10 protein-coding genes are annotated in these 16,088 nt (G+C 68.1%); 2 read left to right on the plus strand and 8 right to left on the minus strand.

The window, feature by feature from the left end:
- Window positions 1-207 precede the first annotated feature (207 nt).
- The 8 genes from dxs to ngcE all read right to left on the minus strand — a co-directional run bounded on the left by dxs (window position 208) and on the right by ngcE (window position 10,883).
- Window positions 208-2,139 (minus strand): 1-deoxy-D-xylulose-5-phosphate synthase, encoded by a 1,932-nt coding sequence (gene dxs / locus R2S09_RS22560; RefSeq protein WP_306184366.1) that lies wholly within the window; start codon window positions 2,137-2,139, stop codon window positions 208-210.
- 336 nt (window positions 2,140-2,475) lie between these two features.
- The gene (locus R2S09_RS22565; RefSeq protein ID WP_306184367.1) at window positions 2,476-3,771 is read right to left on the minus strand and encodes a sugar ABC transporter permease; all 1,296 of its coding nucleotides are present in this window, start codon (window positions 3,769-3,771) and stop codon (window positions 2,476-2,478) included.
- A complete protein-coding gene (locus tag R2S09_RS22570) occupies window positions 3,768-4,559 on the minus strand; it encodes an ATP-binding cassette domain-containing protein (RefSeq protein WP_306184369.1) in 792 nt (263 codons plus the stop codon). Before R2S09_RS22570 ends, R2S09_RS22565 begins: the two co-directional genes overlap by 4 nt.
- A gap of 182 nt (window positions 4,560-4,741) precedes the next feature.
- Window positions 4,742-5,845 (minus strand): substrate-binding domain-containing protein, encoded by a 1,104-nt coding sequence (locus tag R2S09_RS22575; RefSeq protein WP_306184442.1) that lies wholly within the window; start codon window positions 5,843-5,845, stop codon window positions 4,742-4,744.
- A 134-nt stretch (window positions 5,846-5,979) separates the two neighbouring features.
- The gene (locus R2S09_RS22580; protein ID WP_306184371.1) at window positions 5,980-7,191 is read right to left on the minus strand and encodes an ROK family transcriptional regulator; all 1,212 of its coding nucleotides are present in this window, start codon (window positions 7,189-7,191) and stop codon (window positions 5,980-5,982) included.
- A gap of 302 nt (window positions 7,192-7,493) precedes the next feature.
- Window positions 7,494-8,417 carry a carbohydrate ABC transporter permease gene (locus tag R2S09_RS22585; protein ID WP_306184372.1) on the minus strand — a complete coding sequence of 308 codons (924 nt, stop codon included), beginning with the start codon at window positions 8,415-8,417 and terminating at the stop codon, window positions 7,494-7,496.
- Window positions 8,418-8,419: 2 nt separating this feature from the next.
- The gene (locus tag R2S09_RS22590) at window positions 8,420-9,346 is read right to left on the minus strand and encodes a carbohydrate ABC transporter permease (protein WP_306184373.1); all 927 of its coding nucleotides are present in this window, start codon (window positions 9,344-9,346) and stop codon (window positions 8,420-8,422) included.
- 91 nt (window positions 9,347-9,437) lie between these two features.
- Window positions 9,438-10,883 (minus strand): N-acetylglucosamine/diacetylchitobiose ABC transporter substrate-binding protein, encoded by a 1,446-nt coding sequence (gene ngcE / locus R2S09_RS22595; protein WP_306184374.1) that lies wholly within the window; start codon window positions 10,881-10,883, stop codon window positions 9,438-9,440.
- 462 nt (window positions 10,884-11,345) lie between these two features.
- Here ngcE and R2S09_RS22600 point away from each other — a divergent pair, with 462 nt between their 5' ends.
- Window positions 11,346-15,149, plus strand: a complete 3,804-nt coding sequence (locus R2S09_RS22600; RefSeq protein WP_316742887.1) for a GH92 family glycosyl hydrolase — start codon at window positions 11,346-11,348, stop codon at window positions 15,147-15,149.
- Between the two features lie 289 nt (window positions 15,150-15,438).
- Window positions 15,439-16,041: a Uma2 family endonuclease gene (locus R2S09_RS22605; RefSeq protein ID WP_306184377.1), complete on the plus strand. Its 603-nt coding sequence runs from the start codon at window positions 15,439-15,441 to the stop codon at window positions 16,039-16,041.
- Window positions 16,042-16,088 lie beyond the last annotated feature (47 nt).

Here is a 16,088-nt window from a genome sequence, read left to right on the forward strand (position 1 = left end):
GGATGCGTATGCCCCGGCACTGGCAGGTTCACGCAGAAGGGCCGGTTCCGCCACCCGTGGGAAGTGACGGAACCGGCCCCTTCCAGGATCAGTGGGATGCCGGTCCGGACCGGGGTCCACGCCCTGTCAGGACCGGGGTCAGCGCCCGGTCACCGTCCCAGGTCCATGCACGGTCGGAGGTCCTGGTGCCTGTCCGGTGGGCAGGTCCTAGTCGCGTGCCGGCTGCACCGCCGAGTCGACCTCGGCGGCCGCCCGTTCGAACCGGCCGTCGAGCCGGGAGACGAGGCCGGTGACCTGGCGGGCGATGTCGGGCGCGGTCAGGCCGATCTCCGCCATGACCTCGGCGCGCGAGGCGTGGTCGAGGAAGCGCGGCGGGATGCCGAAGTCGCGCAGCGGCACGTCGACGCCCGCGTCGCGCAGCGCCTGCGCGATCGTGGAGCCGACCCCGCCGACGCGGGAGTTGTCCTCGACGGTGACGACCACGCGGTGCCGTTCGGCGAGCGGCGCCATGGCCTCGTCGACGGGCTTGACCCAGCGCGGGTCGACGACGGTGGTGGAGATGCCCTGCCTGTCCAGGAGGGTGGCGATCTCCAGACACATGGGGGCGAGCGCCCCGACGGAGACCAGCAGGACGTCCGGGGTGTCGGTGCCCGGCTCGCGCAGCACGTCCATGCCGCCGACGCGGCCCACGGCGGGTACGGCGGGGCCGACGGCGCCCTTGGAGAAGCGCACGACGGTCGGGGCGTCCTTCACCTCGACGGCCTCGCGCAGCTGGGCGCGGACCTGGTCGGCGTCGCGGGGCGCGGCCAGACGCAGGCCCGGCACGACCTGGAGGATGGACATGTCCCACATGCCGTTGTGGGAGGCGCCGTCGGTGCCGGTGATGCCGGCCCGGTCCAGGACGAAGGTGACTCCGCATTTGTGCAGGGCCACGTCCATCAGGACCTGGTCGAAGGCGCGGTTGAGGAAGGTGGCGTAGACGGCGAAGACCGGGTGCAGGCCGCCGTGGGCGAGACCCGCCGCGGAGACCGCGCCGTGCTGCTCGGCGATGCCGACGTCGTAGACCCGGTCGGGGAAGGCCCTGGCGAACCTGTCCAGGCCGACCGGCTGGAGCATGGCGGCCGTGATGGCCACGACGTCCCTGCGCTCCTTGCCGAGCCTGACCATCTCGTCGCCGAAGACGCTCGTCCAGTCGGCGCCGGAGGTGGCGATCGGCAGGCCCGTGTCGGGGTGGATCTTGCCGACGGCGTGGAAGCGGTCGGCCTCGTCCTGGAGGGCGGGCTGGTAGCCGCGGCCCTTCTCGGTGAGGCAGTGCACGATCACGGGGCCGCCGAACCGCTTGGCGCGGGTCAGCGCGGACTCCAGGGCCTCGATGTCGTGGCCGTCGATCGGGCCGACGTACTTCAGGCCCAGGTCCTCGAACATGCCCTGCGGGGCGATGAAGTCCTTGAACCCCTTCTTCGCGCCGTGCAGCGTCTCGTACAGCGGCCTGCCGACGACCGGGGTGCGCTCCAGGAGCTCCTTCGTGCGGGCGAGGAAGCGCTCGTAGCCGTCGGTGGTGCGCAGGGTGGCGAGGTGGTTGGCCAGACCGCCGATGGTGGGCGCGTAGGAGCGCTCGTTGTCGTTGACGACGATGACGAGCGGGCGGTCCTTGGCGTCGGCGATGTTGTTCAGCGCCTCCCAGGCCATGCCGCCGGTCAGCGCGCCGTCGCCGATGACCGCGACGACATGGCTGTCGCGCTCCAGGATCTGGTTGGCCTTGGCGATGCCGTCGGCCCAGCCGAGGACGGTGGAGGCGTGGCTGTTCTCGATCACGTCGTGCTCGGACTCGGCCTGGGAGGGGTAGCCGGACAGGCCGCCCTTCATCTTCAGCTTCGAGAAGTCCTGCCGGCCGGTCAGCAGCTTGTGCACGTAGGACTGGTGGCCGGTGTCCCACAGCACCCTGTCCTTCGGCGAGTGGAAGACGCGGTGCAGGGCGATGGTCAGCTCCACCACACCGAGGTTGGGGCCGAGGTGGCCGCCGGTCTTGGAGACCGCTTCGACGAGAAAGGTCCGGATCTCCTCTGCCAGCTGATCCAGCTCTTCCAGGCTGAGCCGGTCCAGATCGCGCGGTCCCGTGATGCGGGTCAGCAGCGGCACCCGTGCCTCCTTGCAGTAGAGCTGATCGAGCTTTCGCCGGGCTCGACGAGTCTAATGTTCCGCCCGAGCGGCCGGTGCCCGGGCGGTGGGTCGTAGCCCGAACGGCTGTACGCCGCGGAAACGACCCCGGGATGCGCGGAAACGACCCCGGGATGCGCGGCAGCGGCCTCCGGGACGCGCGGCAGCGGCCTCCGGCCGGTGCGGGACCCCCGGGGCACGGCTGTGCCCGGCACCTGTGTCGGTGCCGGGCACAGCCCTGTGGTCTGCCGGTCGCGCGGTCCCCGGGACCCTCACGGGCCCCGGGGGCCGGTCGGCCGGTCGGCCTGCCGGCCGCGGTCAGGCGCGGCCGGCGGTCTTCTGCGTCTTGCGGGTGACCGCGTCGATGACGACGGTCGCCAGCAGCACGCCACCGGTGATCATGTACTGGACCGGGGAGGCGATGCCCTCCAGCGCCAGGCCGTACTGGATCGAGACGATCACCAGCACGCCCAGGAGCGCGTTCCAGGTGCGGCCACGGCCACCGAAGAGGGACGTACCGCCGATCACGGCCGCCGCGATCGCGTTCATCAGCAGGTCACCGCCGCCGGCGCCCTGGTTGGCGGAGGCGATCTTGGAGGCGATGAACAGACCGCCGATGGCCGCGAAGGTACCGGAGATCGCGAAGACCGAGATCCGGACCATCTCCACGTTGATGCCGGCGCGGCGGGAGGCCTCGACGCTGCCGCCGAGCGCGAAGACCTTGCGGCCGTAGGCGGTGCGGCGCAGCACGAAGTCGGTGAGGAACAGCATCGCGACGAAGATCAGCACGGCCAGCGGCAGGCCCTTGTACTGGTTGAAGACGATCGCCGCGGCGAAGGAGACGACGCCCAGCAGCGCGGTGCGCAGGATGGTGTCGCTCAGCGGCTTGGACGGCACACCGGCGGCCTCGCGGCGCTTGTTGCCGTAGAAGGCGCTGAGGAAGTACAGCACGGTCACCGCGACGGCGAGCCCGTAGGCTGCGGCCACGTCGGAGAAGTAGTAGCTGGTCAGCTTGGCCACAAGGCCGTCGCTGTTGAGGTTGATCGTGCCGTTGGAGCCCAGCACCTTGAGCATGAAGCCGTTCCAGAACAGCAGGCCCGCCAGAGTCACGGCGAACGCCGGCACTCCGATCTTCGCGAAGAAGAAGCCGTGGATGGCACCGGCCACCGTTCCGGTGAGGATCGCCAGCACCAGGGCCAGCACCTCGCTCATGCCGTGGGTGACGTTCAGCACCGCGAACGTGGCGCCCGCGACACCGGAGACCGAGCCGACCGACAGGTCGATCTCACCGAGCAGCAGGACGAAGACGATACCGACCGCGATCATGCCCGTGCCGACCATGGCGACGGAGATGTCGGAGAGGTTGCCCGCGGTGAGGAAGTTGGAGTTCAGGCTCTGGAAGATGATCCAGATGATCGCCAGGCCGAGGACGACCGGGATGGAGCCCAGGTCACCGGCCTTCATCCTGCGCTTGAACTCGCCGAGGTAACCGGCGATGCCCTGTTCGCGCACCAGCAGGCGGGGGTCGACGGCGACGTCGGAGCCGCGTGCCGCCTCGGGGTTCTCCACCACGTGGTCCTCGGGAGACGTGGAGGTCTTGTCGATGCTGCTCACTTCTTGATCTCCCCATTGGTGCGCGCCGCACGACGGGTCACGGCATTGTCCGTGGCGCCGGTGATGGCGGAGATGATCTCTTCCTGCGAGGTCGACTTGACCTCGAAGACGCCGTTGTTGCGTCCCAGACGCAGGACGGCCACCTTGTCCGCCACGGCCTTGACGTCGGCCATGTTGTGGCTGATGAGGATCACGGCGTGGCCGCGCTCACGCAGCCGCTCGACCAGGTCGAGCACCTGTGCGGTCTGCTCGACGCCGAGGGCGGCGGTGGGCTCGTCGAGGATCACCAGCTTGGGCTCACCGAGCATGGACCGGGCGATGGCCACGACCTGGCGCTGACCGCCGGAGAGCGAGGCGATCGGGATACGGACGCTGGGAATGCGGATCGAGAGCTGGTCCAGCAGCTCGCGCGAGCGCCGCTCCATCTCCACCTCGTCCAGGACGCCGCGGCGGCGGATCTCCCGCCCCAGGTAGAGGTTGCCGACGACATCGATGTTGTCGCACAGCGCGAGGTCCTGGTAGACCGTCGCGATGCCCAGGTTCTGGGCGTCGTGCGGCTTGTTGACCTGGACGGTCTTGCCATCCCACTCGATGACGCCCTCATCGATGGGGTGCACGCCGGCGATCGTCTTGACCAGCGTGGACTTTCCGGCGCCGTTGTCGCCGACCAGGGCGACCACCTCACCGGCGTGGACCTCAAGCTCTACGTCGGTGAGCGCCTGGACGGCACCGAACCGCTTGGAGACCCCGCGCAACGCCAGCACGGGCGTAGCGGACACGTGAACCATCTCCTTCGCCGCCTGACCCGGCGGGAGGTTGTGCAGAAGTTTTTGGGGGATGTTCCGTCCGGCGCCCCGGCGAGCTTGCGGGGCTGTGTGATGCGCGGGGCACCGGCGGAGCCTCGAGGCGCCTTCGTCCCGCCCGGCCATTCAAGAACGAGTCGGCCGGGAGGGAAAGGCGCGTGGGTCGCTTACTTCAGACCGATCTTGTCGCAGGCCGCCTTGTACTGGCCGGTGCAGATCTGGTCGAGCGTGTAGACGCCGTCCTTGATGACGGTGTCCTTGATGTTGTCCTGGGTCAGCGCGGTGACGGGCACCAGGACCGAGGGGACCTGCTTGGTGGTCGGGCTGTCGACCTTGTCCTTGGCGACGGAGTCGAGCGACTTGCCCTGGGCGAGGTCCACGGCCATCTCGGCGGCGGCGGCGGCCTCGGGAGCGTACGGCTTGTAGACGCTCATGTACTGCTCACCGGCGACGATGCGCTGGACACCCGCGAGCTCCGCGTCCTGGCCGGTGACCGGGACCTTGATGCCGGCGGCCTTCAGGGCGGTGATGATACCGCCGGCCATGCCGTCGTTGGCGGAGTAGACGCCGATGATGTTCTTCTTGCCGAGGGCGGAGATGGCGCCCTCCATGTTGGAGTTGGCGTTCTCCGGCTTCCACTCCTTGGTGTCGTACTCCTTGCCGATGTTCACCTTGCCGTCGAGCACCTCGTGGGCGCCCTTCTTGAACTGCGCGGCGTTCGGGTCGGTGGAGGAGCCGTTCATCATGACGATCTTGCCGGACTTGGCCTTGGAGCCGAGCGCCTTCAGCAGCGCCTCGCCCTGGGTCTTGCCGACGGTGACGTTGTCGAACGAGGTGTAGGCGTCGATCGGGCCCTGCGCCAGTCGGTCGTAGGCGACGACCGGGATGCCGGCGTCCTTGGCCTTCTGCACCGAGTTCTTGATGGCGGCGGCGTCCACGGCGTCGACGATCAGCACGTCCACCTTGTTGGTGATCATGGTGTCGACCTGCTGGTTCTGCAGGCTGGCGTCCTGCTTGGCGTTGGCGTAGACGACCTTGCCCTTGTTGTTCGTCAGCTCCGCGATCTTCTTCTCGATCAGCGGGCGGTCGAACTTCTCGTAGCGGGCGGTCTGGTTCTCCGGCAGGAGCAGACCGACCTTGATGTCGTCGCCCTTCTTCGCGCTGCTGGAGGACGACTTCGAGGAGTCGCCACCGGACTCCTTGGCGCTGCCGCAAGCGGCGAGCGAGACGGCCATGGCACCAGCTGCAACGGCGAAGGCCGCACGACGCATACGCGTGTTCACTTCTTCAAACCTCCCTGACGAGGCCGCGTCGTTGCGGCCGAGGTGGCTGGAAGTCAACTCGGCCACACGTGCGACGTCAAGAAGTAAATCCTTAACGAGATGGCAACGGTGCCATCCGTTCTCTAAGTGAAGGCAGGGGTGGCCACGTGCAGGGTGCCGGGCGTACTCCCGTCCAAAAGGGTGGAATCACCCATCTCGCTGAGCGCCAGGGCCAGCGCCCCGAGCACCTCCGCACGGCCCCCAAGTGCCCCCGGAAGGATGGACAGTTGGCGTGCGGCGCTGGGGATGGCATAGCGCCCGACCGACTCCCTGATCGGCCCGAGCACCAGCTCGCCGGCCTCCGCGAGATCGCCACCGAGGACCACCCGGCTCGGGTTGAGCAGATTGCAGAGATTGGCGACTCCACTGCCGATGTGACGGCCGACGTCGGCGATCACCCGACGACAGCCCGGGTCACCGTCCCGCGCCAGCCGTACGACGCCCTCCATGGTCAGGTCGCGGCCGTGACTGGGCTGGAGGAGCGGCAGGACGTACCGCGCGGAGGTGAAGGTCTCCAGGCAGCCACGGTTTCCGCAGCGGCAGACCGGGCCGGATTCATCCAGTGTAATATGCCCGATTTCGCCCGCTGTGCCGCCGGGGCCGCGGTAGATCTTCCCGTTGATGACCAGGCCGGCGCCCACACCACTGGCGATCTTGATGTAGGCCAGGTCGCGCACCCCGCGCCCGCTGCCCCACACCAGCTCGCCGAGGGCGCCGAGGTTGGCGTCGTTGTCCACGTGCACCGGCACGCCGAGCCGCCCCCGCAGCTCCTCGGCGGGCTTGATGCCGCCCCATCCCGGCAGGATGGCCGTGGAGCCGAGCGTGCCGGACTCCACATCGATCGGGCCGGGCACGCCGAGGCCCACGCCGGCGATCTTGGAGCGGTCCACCCCCGTGGCCGCGATCAGCCGGTTGACCAGCTCCTCCGCCCGGTCGAAGCCCTGCACCCAGGAGGCGTCCACGTCCAGCGGCTCGGACTCCTCGGCGAGCACCTGGTGGGCGAGGTTCCCGATCGCGACCCGCAAATGCGCGTGCCCGAAATCCACACCGATCACGATCCCGGCGTCGCCGCTCAGGGACACGCTGCGGGCCCGGCGGCCGCCCGCTGACGTGGGTGTGACCTGGACCGTTCCGCCGTCCTTGAGCTCGCGCACGATGTTGGAGACCGTTGCCGCGGACAGACCCGTGGTCCGCGCGATCTCCGCCTGCGTGAGGGATCCGGCAAGACGCACGGCACGTACGACCCGCTCCAGGTTGGCTCGGTGCAGCGACGACTGCGACCCTGGAGTCTCCACGACGACCTCCTGAGCGCGGGGCCGCTCCGGTGAGGCCCCGTCTATCCAACAAGTGAACTCTAAGATGAGCCGTTCGGGTTGCCTCCCGTCAAGAGGTTGAACCGTTTCCGGGTCCTTGGACACACCTGTGGAGCCGTGGTAGGGCGCGCCGAAGCACTCCGCCGGTGGTCGCGGCAGAGGGGCCGCAGGAGGGCTGCTGATCGCGGCGGAGGGGCTGCGAAGGCATGCCGAAGCCGCCCCCGGCGGCCGGGGGCGGCTTCGGCGTGGACCGCGCGCGAGCGGGCCCGGGAAGGTCCTCGGAGCTACTTCAGGGCGCCCGCCGTCAGGCCCTGCACCACTTGGCGCTGGAAGACGATGTACGCCGCCAGGACCGGCAGCATCGCCATCACCAGGCCCGCGAAGAGACCGGACCAGTCGCCCTTGTAGCCCTGGCTCACGGCCAGCTGCACCAGGCCCTGGGTGAGCACGTGCTTGTCGGGGTCGGTGTTGAGCACCGTGGGCAGCATGTACTGGTTCCACTGCCCGAGGAAGTTGAAGATCCCCACGCTGATCAGGCCGGGCTTGGCCATCGGCAGCATGATCTGGAAGAACGTCCGGGTGTGCGAGGCGCCGTCCACGAAGGCGGCCTCCGCCACCGAGGTCGGCAGGGTCCGGAAGAACGCCGTCAGGAAGAACACCGTGAAGGGCAGCGAGTAGGCGATGTAGACCAGGATCAGCCCGTGGATGGTGTTCAGCAGCCCCATGTTGTTCACGACGTAGAACAACGGCACCAGCGCCAGCATGATCGGGAAGCTCATGCCGCCGATGAAGAGGTAGTAGATGAACCGGTTGCCCGGGAAGTCGAACCGGGCCAGCACGTAGGCCGCCATCGAGCCGAGCACCAGCGTGCCGATGAGCGAGCCCCCCACCACCAGGACGGTGTTGAGGAAGTAGTCGCTCATGTGCGCGTCGCTCCAGGCGCGCGACCAGTTCTCGAAGTGCAGCCTGTCCGGCAGCGACCAGGGCGAGCTGAAGATGTCGCCGTCGGTCTTGAAGGACGTCATCACCGCCCACACCAGCGGCATGACGACCATGATCGCCCAGATGATCAGGATGCCGTGGGAGAAGACGTTGAGGACACCGCCCTCCTTCTTCCGCCGGGTGTCCCTTCCGGCCGGCACGCCGACCTTGGAGACGGTGGCGCCGGACTCGGCCGGTACGGGGGCGGGGGTCTCGGTCGTTTTCATGATCAGAACTCCAGCCGCTCGCGCCGGCCCAGCCGCATCACGATCGCCGCGAAGGCCAGCGTGACGACCAGCAGGGCGACGCCGATCGTGGTGGCGTAGGCGGCCTGACCGTCACGGAACGCCTTCTGGTACACGTACAGGACCATGACGGTGGTCGAGTAGTCGGGGCCGCCCGGCCCGGTCGTCATGATCTGTACGACCGCGAACGACTCCGCGCCGAGGGCGAGGATGCCCATGTAGACCCAGCCGGACTGCACGGTGTCCCACAGCAGCGGCAGGGTGATCCGGAAGAAGGTGGCGAACCGGCTGGCGCCGTCGAGCAGCGCGGCCTCGTACAGATCGGCCGGGATGGAGGCCATACCGGCGGAGAAGAGGACCACGAAGAAGCCGGTCGTCGACCAGACCAGCACGGCCATCACGCACCACAGCGCCAGGCCCGGGTCGCCCAGCCACAGCGGCTGGACGCTGTCGAGCCCGACCGCGCTCAGCAGGGAGTTGATCGCGCCGCTGTCCGGGTTGTACACGAACGCGAACAGGATGGCGACGATGGCGATCGACAGCACCTGCGGGAAGAAGTAGACGATCTTGTAGAACGAGGAGCCGCGGACGCCGGTGATGGCCGGTCCGCCTCTCCTGCGCCGCCCGCCGACATTGATCATGAAGGCGAAGAACAGTGCCAGACCGAGCGTCACCACCGGCAGCACCAGCGCGAACAGCAGACTGTGCTGCAACGACTTCCAGAAGATCTCGTCGTCGAACATCCTCTTGTAGTTGTCGAACCCGACCATCTTGAAGTCGGGGCTCAGGCCCGTCCAGTCCGTGAACGAGTAGTAGATGGACTGGATGAACGGCCAGACGACGAAGAGCGCGTACAGCCCCAGGGGCAGGACCAGAAACCCCACGATGAACCGGTACTTGCCGTGCTGCATTGCTAGCGACCCCGATCTGAAGGGCGGACGGTGCCGCCAGGGCCCGCGCGGCGGCCGTCACGGTCGCCTCACGGGCCCTGGCGACGGACCCTCACTGGTGCTTGTAGTGCTTGATCGACGTGTCCTTGGCGGCCTCGTCGGCGAAGCCCTGGATCTTGCTGATGGCCTCCGCCGGGGTGAGGCGGCCGGCCATCATCTCGCCCAGACCGGCCACACCGATCTTCTCCTTCTGCAGCTGCACGTACCAGTCCTGCAGCCGCGGGTTCACCACGTTGGTGCCGGCCTTCTCCAGCGCCGCCACGCCGGACTTCAGACCCGGGGTCAGCTCGATGCCCGTGGTGCCGCCGTTGTACGCGGTCAGCGACTTCACCTTGGCGGTGAAGTTCTTGGAGGACGCCTCGCTGAGCATGATGCGCAGCTGCTCCATGCCGCCCGCGGGGTTCGCGGCCTTGGCCGGGACGATGAAGGGCTCGCCGCCGGAGGCCCAGATGGTGCCGAACGGCATCTTGTCGGAGCTGTCGATACCGCTGGGCGCGGAGACCGCGAGGTTGAAGTCCTTCGGGATCACGTTGGCGGACTCGTTCTCCACCCAGGAGCCGTTCGGGATGAACAGCGCCTTGCCCTTGGCCCAGGCGGTCTGCGACTGGATGTGGTCCAGGCCGGGGGTGCCCTTGAGGATGTAACCCTTCTTGTAGAGCTCGTAGTAGGCCTCGAAACAGGCCTTGACCGCAGGGTGCTTCCAGGCGTTCGGCTCCAGGTTGTCGATGGCGTCCAGGACCTGCCGGCCGCCGACCTTGGCGATCATCGGGTACAGCGAGAAGGGGATGTAGTACGGGTACTTGCCGGCGTAGGTCCAGCCGGCCATGCCCTTCTTCTTGGCCTTCTCGCAGACCTTGAGCATCTCGTCCCAGGTCTCGGGGTACTTCTCGTCCAGCGAGTCCAGGGCCTTCTGCGAGTACCAGACGCCGTAGACCGTGTAGGCGTAGTACATGATCCAGACCGGCTGGCCGTCGAACTGGCCCATCTCCACGATGCCCGGGCGCAGGGTGTCGCGGACCTTCTTGTTCGGGTCGTCGTACGACGGCGCGTCCAGCAGCGGGGTGAGGTCGGCGAGCTGGTTCTTGCCGACGAGGACGCCCATGTCCATCTGCTCGGCGCCGGAGTTGTCGATGAGGTCCGGCGGGTTGCCCTGGTTGAAGCGGGGCTGGAGCGTGGACTGGATCTTCTGGGTGGCGCTGAACTTCACCGTCGCCTTGGGGAAGTTCTTCTGGTAGATCTTGGTGGCGTCCTCGGCGTACTCCTTGCCGAAGCCGCCGTCGAAGAGGACGAATTCCATCTTGGCGGTCTCGTTGACCCCCAGCGGATTCTTCGCGGTCTTCTTGCCCGACTTGGCCTTGTCCTGTCCGTCGCCACCGCCACTGGCGCACGCGGACAGGAAGCTCATCGCGGGTACGGAGATCAGGCCGAGAGCCGCGGACCGCTTGATCAGGTCGCGGCGGCCGACGCCTCCGTGGTTCTCGGCGGAAGTGGATCCCATGCGCAAGTCCTCGCCTTCTCCAGGACTCAGGCGGTGAACCGGATCCTCCCCGGCACCGCGTAAGGCCAAGCTGGGTCGTGCAGAAAGTACTTTGTGCGTCTTCTACCGGGATCGCTTGGAAAACAAGGAGGCGGACGCGTTTCGCACGTCAAACCACCTTTCCGGCTCCCCCCGGGCCCGCCCCCCGCACGGTCGAACGGCTTCGCGGACGCCGACAGGTATAGTCCACTTCGGGCGGACGGAGCAAGATCGAAGACAAGGTTCGCTGTCGGTCTTATCCGAGTTGAGACCTCGCGGAAATATGAGCCGCCTGTGGCCTCCTTGGGGGAAATATCCCGGACTTCATGCCCGAATGCCACACACAACACCCTTGACATATCTGGCCACTTGACTCCCTACTGGAGCTTGCGCCGACTTTGACAACGTTGTCCGGCGCGGGAGAACCAGGGAGGGTGCCCTCGTATGCAGCGCAGAGCACGGCACAGATGGACTCCGGCGGTCGTCATCGCGGCCGCCTTCGTCATGGCCGTAGGTTCCCAGGGGGCGGCGATCGCCCTGCCCGGCAAGGCCCCGGCCGCCGCGACGGAGTTCACGTCCTCGTTCGAGGCCGGCGACCCGGCACCGGACTGGCTGAACACGGTCGACACCGCACCGGACGGCGGCAAGCGCGCCTCGGGCGTGGACGGCGGCTACAGCACCGGAATTCCGGGCAACGTGGACGACCATGTCACCGATCTGCGGGCCAGCGGTGAGAACACGGGCGCGGGCGAGGTCAAGGAGAACCTCGTCGACGGTGAGTCGGGCACCAAGTGGCTGACGTTCGAGCCCACCGGTTGGGTCGAGTTCGACTTCGACAAACCCGTTAAAATCACCCGATACGCCCTCACATCCGCCAACGACTACGCCGAGCGCGACCCGAAGGACTGGACCCTCAAGGCCTCCACCGACGGCAAGGACTGGAAGACCGTCGACTCCCGCTCCGGCGAGTCGTTCGCCCAACGGTTCCAGACCAAGACGTACGACCTCGCCGAACCGGCCGAATACCAGCACTTCCGGCTCGACGTCACGAGGAACAACGGCGCCTCGAACATACTCCAGCTCGCCGACGTGCAGTTCTCCACCGGCGACGACGGCGGGACGGTCCCGCAGGACATGCTCTCCCTCGTCGACCGCGGCCCGAGCGGCTCGCCGACCGCGAAGTCCGGGGCCGGTTTCACGGGCAAGCGGGCGCTGCGCTACGCCGGCCGGCACACCGCCCAGGGGCGGGCGTACTCGTACAACAAGGTCTTCGACGTCGACGTCGAGGTCTCCCGCGACACCCAGTTGTCGTACCGCATCTACCCGTCGATGGCGGACGGCGACCGCGACTACGACGCCACCAACGTAGCCGTCGACCTGGCCTTCACCGACGGCACGTACCTGAGCGGACTGGGCGCGACGGACCAGCACGGCTTCACGCTCAGCCCGCAGGGGCAGGGTGCGGCCAAGACGCTCTACGTGAACCAGTGGAACAACGTCGTCTCGCACATCGGCTCGGTCGCGGCCGGCAAGACAGTCGACCGGATCCTGCTCGCCTACGACTCCCCCACCGGACCGGCGAAGTTCCGCGGCTGGCTGGACGACGTGTCGATCAGGCGCGCGACCCCCGAGCGGCCGAAGGCGCACCTGGCGGACTACGCGCTGACCACCCGCGGCACCAACTCCAGCGGCAGCTTCTCGCGCGGCAACAACTTCCCCGCGACCGCACTGCCGCACGGCTTCAACTTCTGGACGCCGGTGACCAACGCGTCCTCGCTGAGCTGGCTGTACGAGTACGCGCGTGCGAACAACACCGACAACCTGCCGACGATCCAGGCGTTCAGCGCCAGCCACGAGCCGAGCCCCTGGATGGGCGACCGGCAGACCTTCCAGGTGATGCCGTCCGCCGCCTCCGGCACCCCGGACACCGACCGCACCGCCCGCGCCCTCGCCTTCCGGCACGAGAACGAGACCGCACGCCCCTACTACTACGGCGTGACGTTCGAGAACGGCCTCAAGGCCGAGATGACCCCGACCGACCACGCCGCCGCCCTGCGCTTCACCTACCCGGGCGACGACGCGAGCGTCCTGTTCGACAACGTCACCGACCAGGCGGGCCTGACCCTGGACAAGGAGCACGGGATCGTCACCGGCTACTCGGACGTGAAGTCCGGGCTGTCGACCGGCGCCACCCGACTCTTCGTCTACGGTGTCTTCGACCGGCCCGTCAAGGACGGCTCCTCCAGCGGGGTCAAGGGCTACCTTCGCTTCGACGCGGGCGACGACCACACCGTCACGCTGCGCCTGGCCACCTCGCTCATCAGCGTCGACCAGGCCGAGGACAACCTGCGCCAGGAGATCCCGGACGGCACCTCCTTCGACACCGTCAAGGCGCGCGCCCGGCACACCTGGGACAAGCTGCTCGGCAAGATCGAGGTCCAGGGCGCCACACCGGACCAGCTGACCACGCTGTACTCCAGCATGTACCGGCTGTACCTGTACCCGAACTCGGGCTTCGAGAAGGTCGGCGGGAAGGACCGGTACGCCTCCCCGTTCTCGCCGATGCCCGGCCAGGACACGCCGACGCACACCGGCGCGAAGATCGTCGACGGCAAGGTGTACGTCAACAACGGTTTCTGGGACACCTACCGGACCACCTGGCCGGCGTATTCGCTGCTGACGCCCTCTCAGGCCGGTGAGATGGTCGACGGGTTCGTGCAGCAGTACAAGGACGGCGGCTGGACCTCCCGCTGGTCCTCCCCCGGCTACGCGGACCTGATGACCGGTACCTCCTCCGACGTGGCCTTCGCCGACGCCTACGTCAAGGGCGTCCCCATGGACGCCGAGGCGGCGTACGACGCGGCCGTGAAGAACGCCACGGTCGTGCCCCCGTCCTCCGGCGTGGGCCGCAAGGGGATGAGCACCTCCCCCTTCCTCGGCTACACCAGCACCGCGACCGGCGAGGGCCTGTCCTGGGCGATGGAGGGCTACGTCAACGACTACGGCATCGCGGAGATGGGGCAGGCCCTCTACAAGAAGACGGGCGAGAAGCGCTACCAGGAGGAGTCGCAGTACTTCCTCAACCGGGCCCAGGACTACGTGAAGCTGTTCGACCCGAAGGCGGGCTTCTTCCAGGGCCGGGACGCCAAGGGCAACTGGCGTGTCGACTCCGCGAAGTACGACCCGCGCGTGTGGGGGTACGACTACACGGAGACCGACGGCTGGGGCTACGCCTTCACCGCCCCGCAGGACAGCCGGGGCCTGGCCGACCTCTACGGCGGCCGGAAGGCCCTCGCGGACAAGCTCGACACCTACTTCTCCACCCCGGAGACGGCCTCTTCGGAGTTCGCCGGCTCCTACGGCGGGATCATCCACGAGATGACCGAGGCCCGGGACGTGCGGATGGGCCAGTACGGCCACTCCAACCAGGTCGCCCACCACGTCACGTACATGTACGACGCGGCCGGTGAGCCCTGGAAGGCGCAGGCGAAGGTCCGCGAGGTGCTCTCCCGGCTCTACGTCGGCAGCGAGATCGGCCAGGGCTACCACGGCGACGAGGACAACGGCGAGCAGTCGGCCTGGTACCTCTTCTCCTCGCTCGGCTTCTACCCGCTGGTCATGGGCAGCGGCGACTACGCCATCGGCTCCCCGCTGTTCACCAAGGCGACCGTCCATCTGGAGAACGGCCGCGACCTGGTGATCAAGGCGCCGAAGAACAGCGCGAAGAACATCTACGTGCAGGGCGTGCGGTTCAACGGCCGCGCGTGGAACTCGACGAACCTGCCGCACTCGCTGCTCTCCAAGGGCGGGGTCCTGGAGTTCGACATGGGCCCGCGGCCGTCGGCGTGGGGCACGGGGAAGAACGCGGCCCCCGTGTCGATCACGACCGGCGACAAGGCGCCGAGCCCGCGCTCGGACGTGCTGAAGGGTGACGGCGCCCTGTTCGACGACACCTCGTCGACGGACGCGACGGTGACGACCGTGGACCTGCCGGTGGCCGACGCCACCAAGGCCGTCCAGTACACCCTGACCTCGTCCGGCGACCGCACGAAGGCCCCGACGGGCTGGACCCTCCAGGCGTCCGCCGACGGCACGCACTGGACGACGGTGGACAAGCGCTCCGGCGAGTCCTTCACCTGGGACAGGCAGACCCGCCCCTTCACGATCGCCGCCCCGGGCACCTACCAGAAGTACCGCCTGGTCCTGGACGGCACCGCGACGCTGGCGGAGGTGGAGCTGCTGGCCTGACGCACATCCCGAGCACCTGAGGGGGCGGGCCTGTCCGGGCCCGCCCCCTCGTCGCGTGGGCACGGCTGCGGGGTGGGAGCGCTTCCGGCGGCGGGTTCCGGTCCACCACATCATTGGGAGCGCTCCCACTTCAGGGTGAACGTAGCGCGAACCGGGCCCGCTGTAAACGGCCGAGGCACCAGTGCGTCGTCAAGGGCGCGTCATCGCCTCGCCACTTCGGGTGGCGGTACCTTCGTACGTAAGACCACGAGGCGTGACGACGTCCACACCGTCGTTCATGGGAGCAGTGATGACCACACCCCAGCAGGGACGGGCCACCGAGGAAACCTGGATGTTCCCGCCGGCCGACGGCTGGACCTTCGACCAGGTCAAACACCTTGAGCTGCCCTTTGACTGGGAACTTGTGGACGGAGTGATCGTGGTTCGCGGACAGACCAGGTTCTGGCACAACCGTGTCCGTGACAGGCTGCTGCGCACCCTCGAGGCCGCGGTGACCGAGCCGTACGAGGTTGTGGCCGAACAGTGCGTCATGGTCGACGACCGCAACACCCCGAAGCCGGACCTGATCGTCTTCGACCCCCGGAAGCTGGACTTCTTCGAACTCGAGTGCGTCCCGGTGGACCGGCTCGCCCTCGTCCTGGAGGTCGTCTCCCCCGGTTCCCGCCAGGACGACCGGGTGCGCAAGCCCGCGCTCTTCGCCGCGTGCAAGGTCCCCTGCTACTGGCGCGTGGAACTCGACCGGGACCAGAGGCTCGCCGTCCACGAGTACTGGCTCAACACGGACACGCGTGCGTACATCCCGGCTCCGATGCACCCGGTGCACCACGACAAGCTCGTCACCGAGCTGCCGTTCCCGGTCGAGATCGATCTGGAGGCGCTCGTCGGCTTCTGAGACCGGCTTCGCAGGCCCGCGCCTTCCGGAGGACAAAAGGGAGGGCC

Source organism: Streptomyces sp. MK7, from assembly GCF_032658145.1.
Lineage (GTDB): Bacteria > Actinomycetota > Actinomycetes > Streptomycetales > Streptomycetaceae > Streptomyces > Streptomyces spiralis.

Excerpts from the sequence above, each read along its gene's own strand:
- R2S09_RS22570 (WP_306184369.1), bottom strand. The coding sequence starts at position 4,559 with ATGGTTCACGTGTCCGCTACGCCCGTGCTGGCGTTGCGCGGGGTCTCC.
- R2S09_RS22575 (WP_306184442.1), bottom strand. The coding sequence starts at position 5,845 with ATGCGTCGTGCGGCCTTCGCCGTTGCAGCTGGTGCCATGGCCGTCTCG.
- ngcE (WP_306184374.1), bottom strand. The coding sequence starts at position 10,883 with ATGGGATCCACTTCCGCCGAGAACCACGGAGGCGTCGGCCGCCGCGAC.
- R2S09_RS22600 (WP_316742887.1), top strand. The coding sequence starts at position 11,346 with ATGCAGCGCAGAGCACGGCACAGATGGACTCCGGCGGTCGTCATCGCG.
- R2S09_RS22590 (WP_306184373.1), bottom strand. The coding sequence starts at position 9,346 with ATGCAGCACGGCAAGTACCGGTTCATCGTGGGGTTTCTGGTCCTGCCC.
- R2S09_RS22605 (WP_306184377.1), top strand. The coding sequence starts at position 15,439 with ATGACCACACCCCAGCAGGGACGGGCCACCGAGGAAACCTGGATGTTC.
- R2S09_RS22585 (WP_306184372.1), bottom strand. The coding sequence starts at position 8,417 with ATGAAAACGACCGAGACCCCCGCCCCCGTACCGGCCGAGTCCGGCGCC.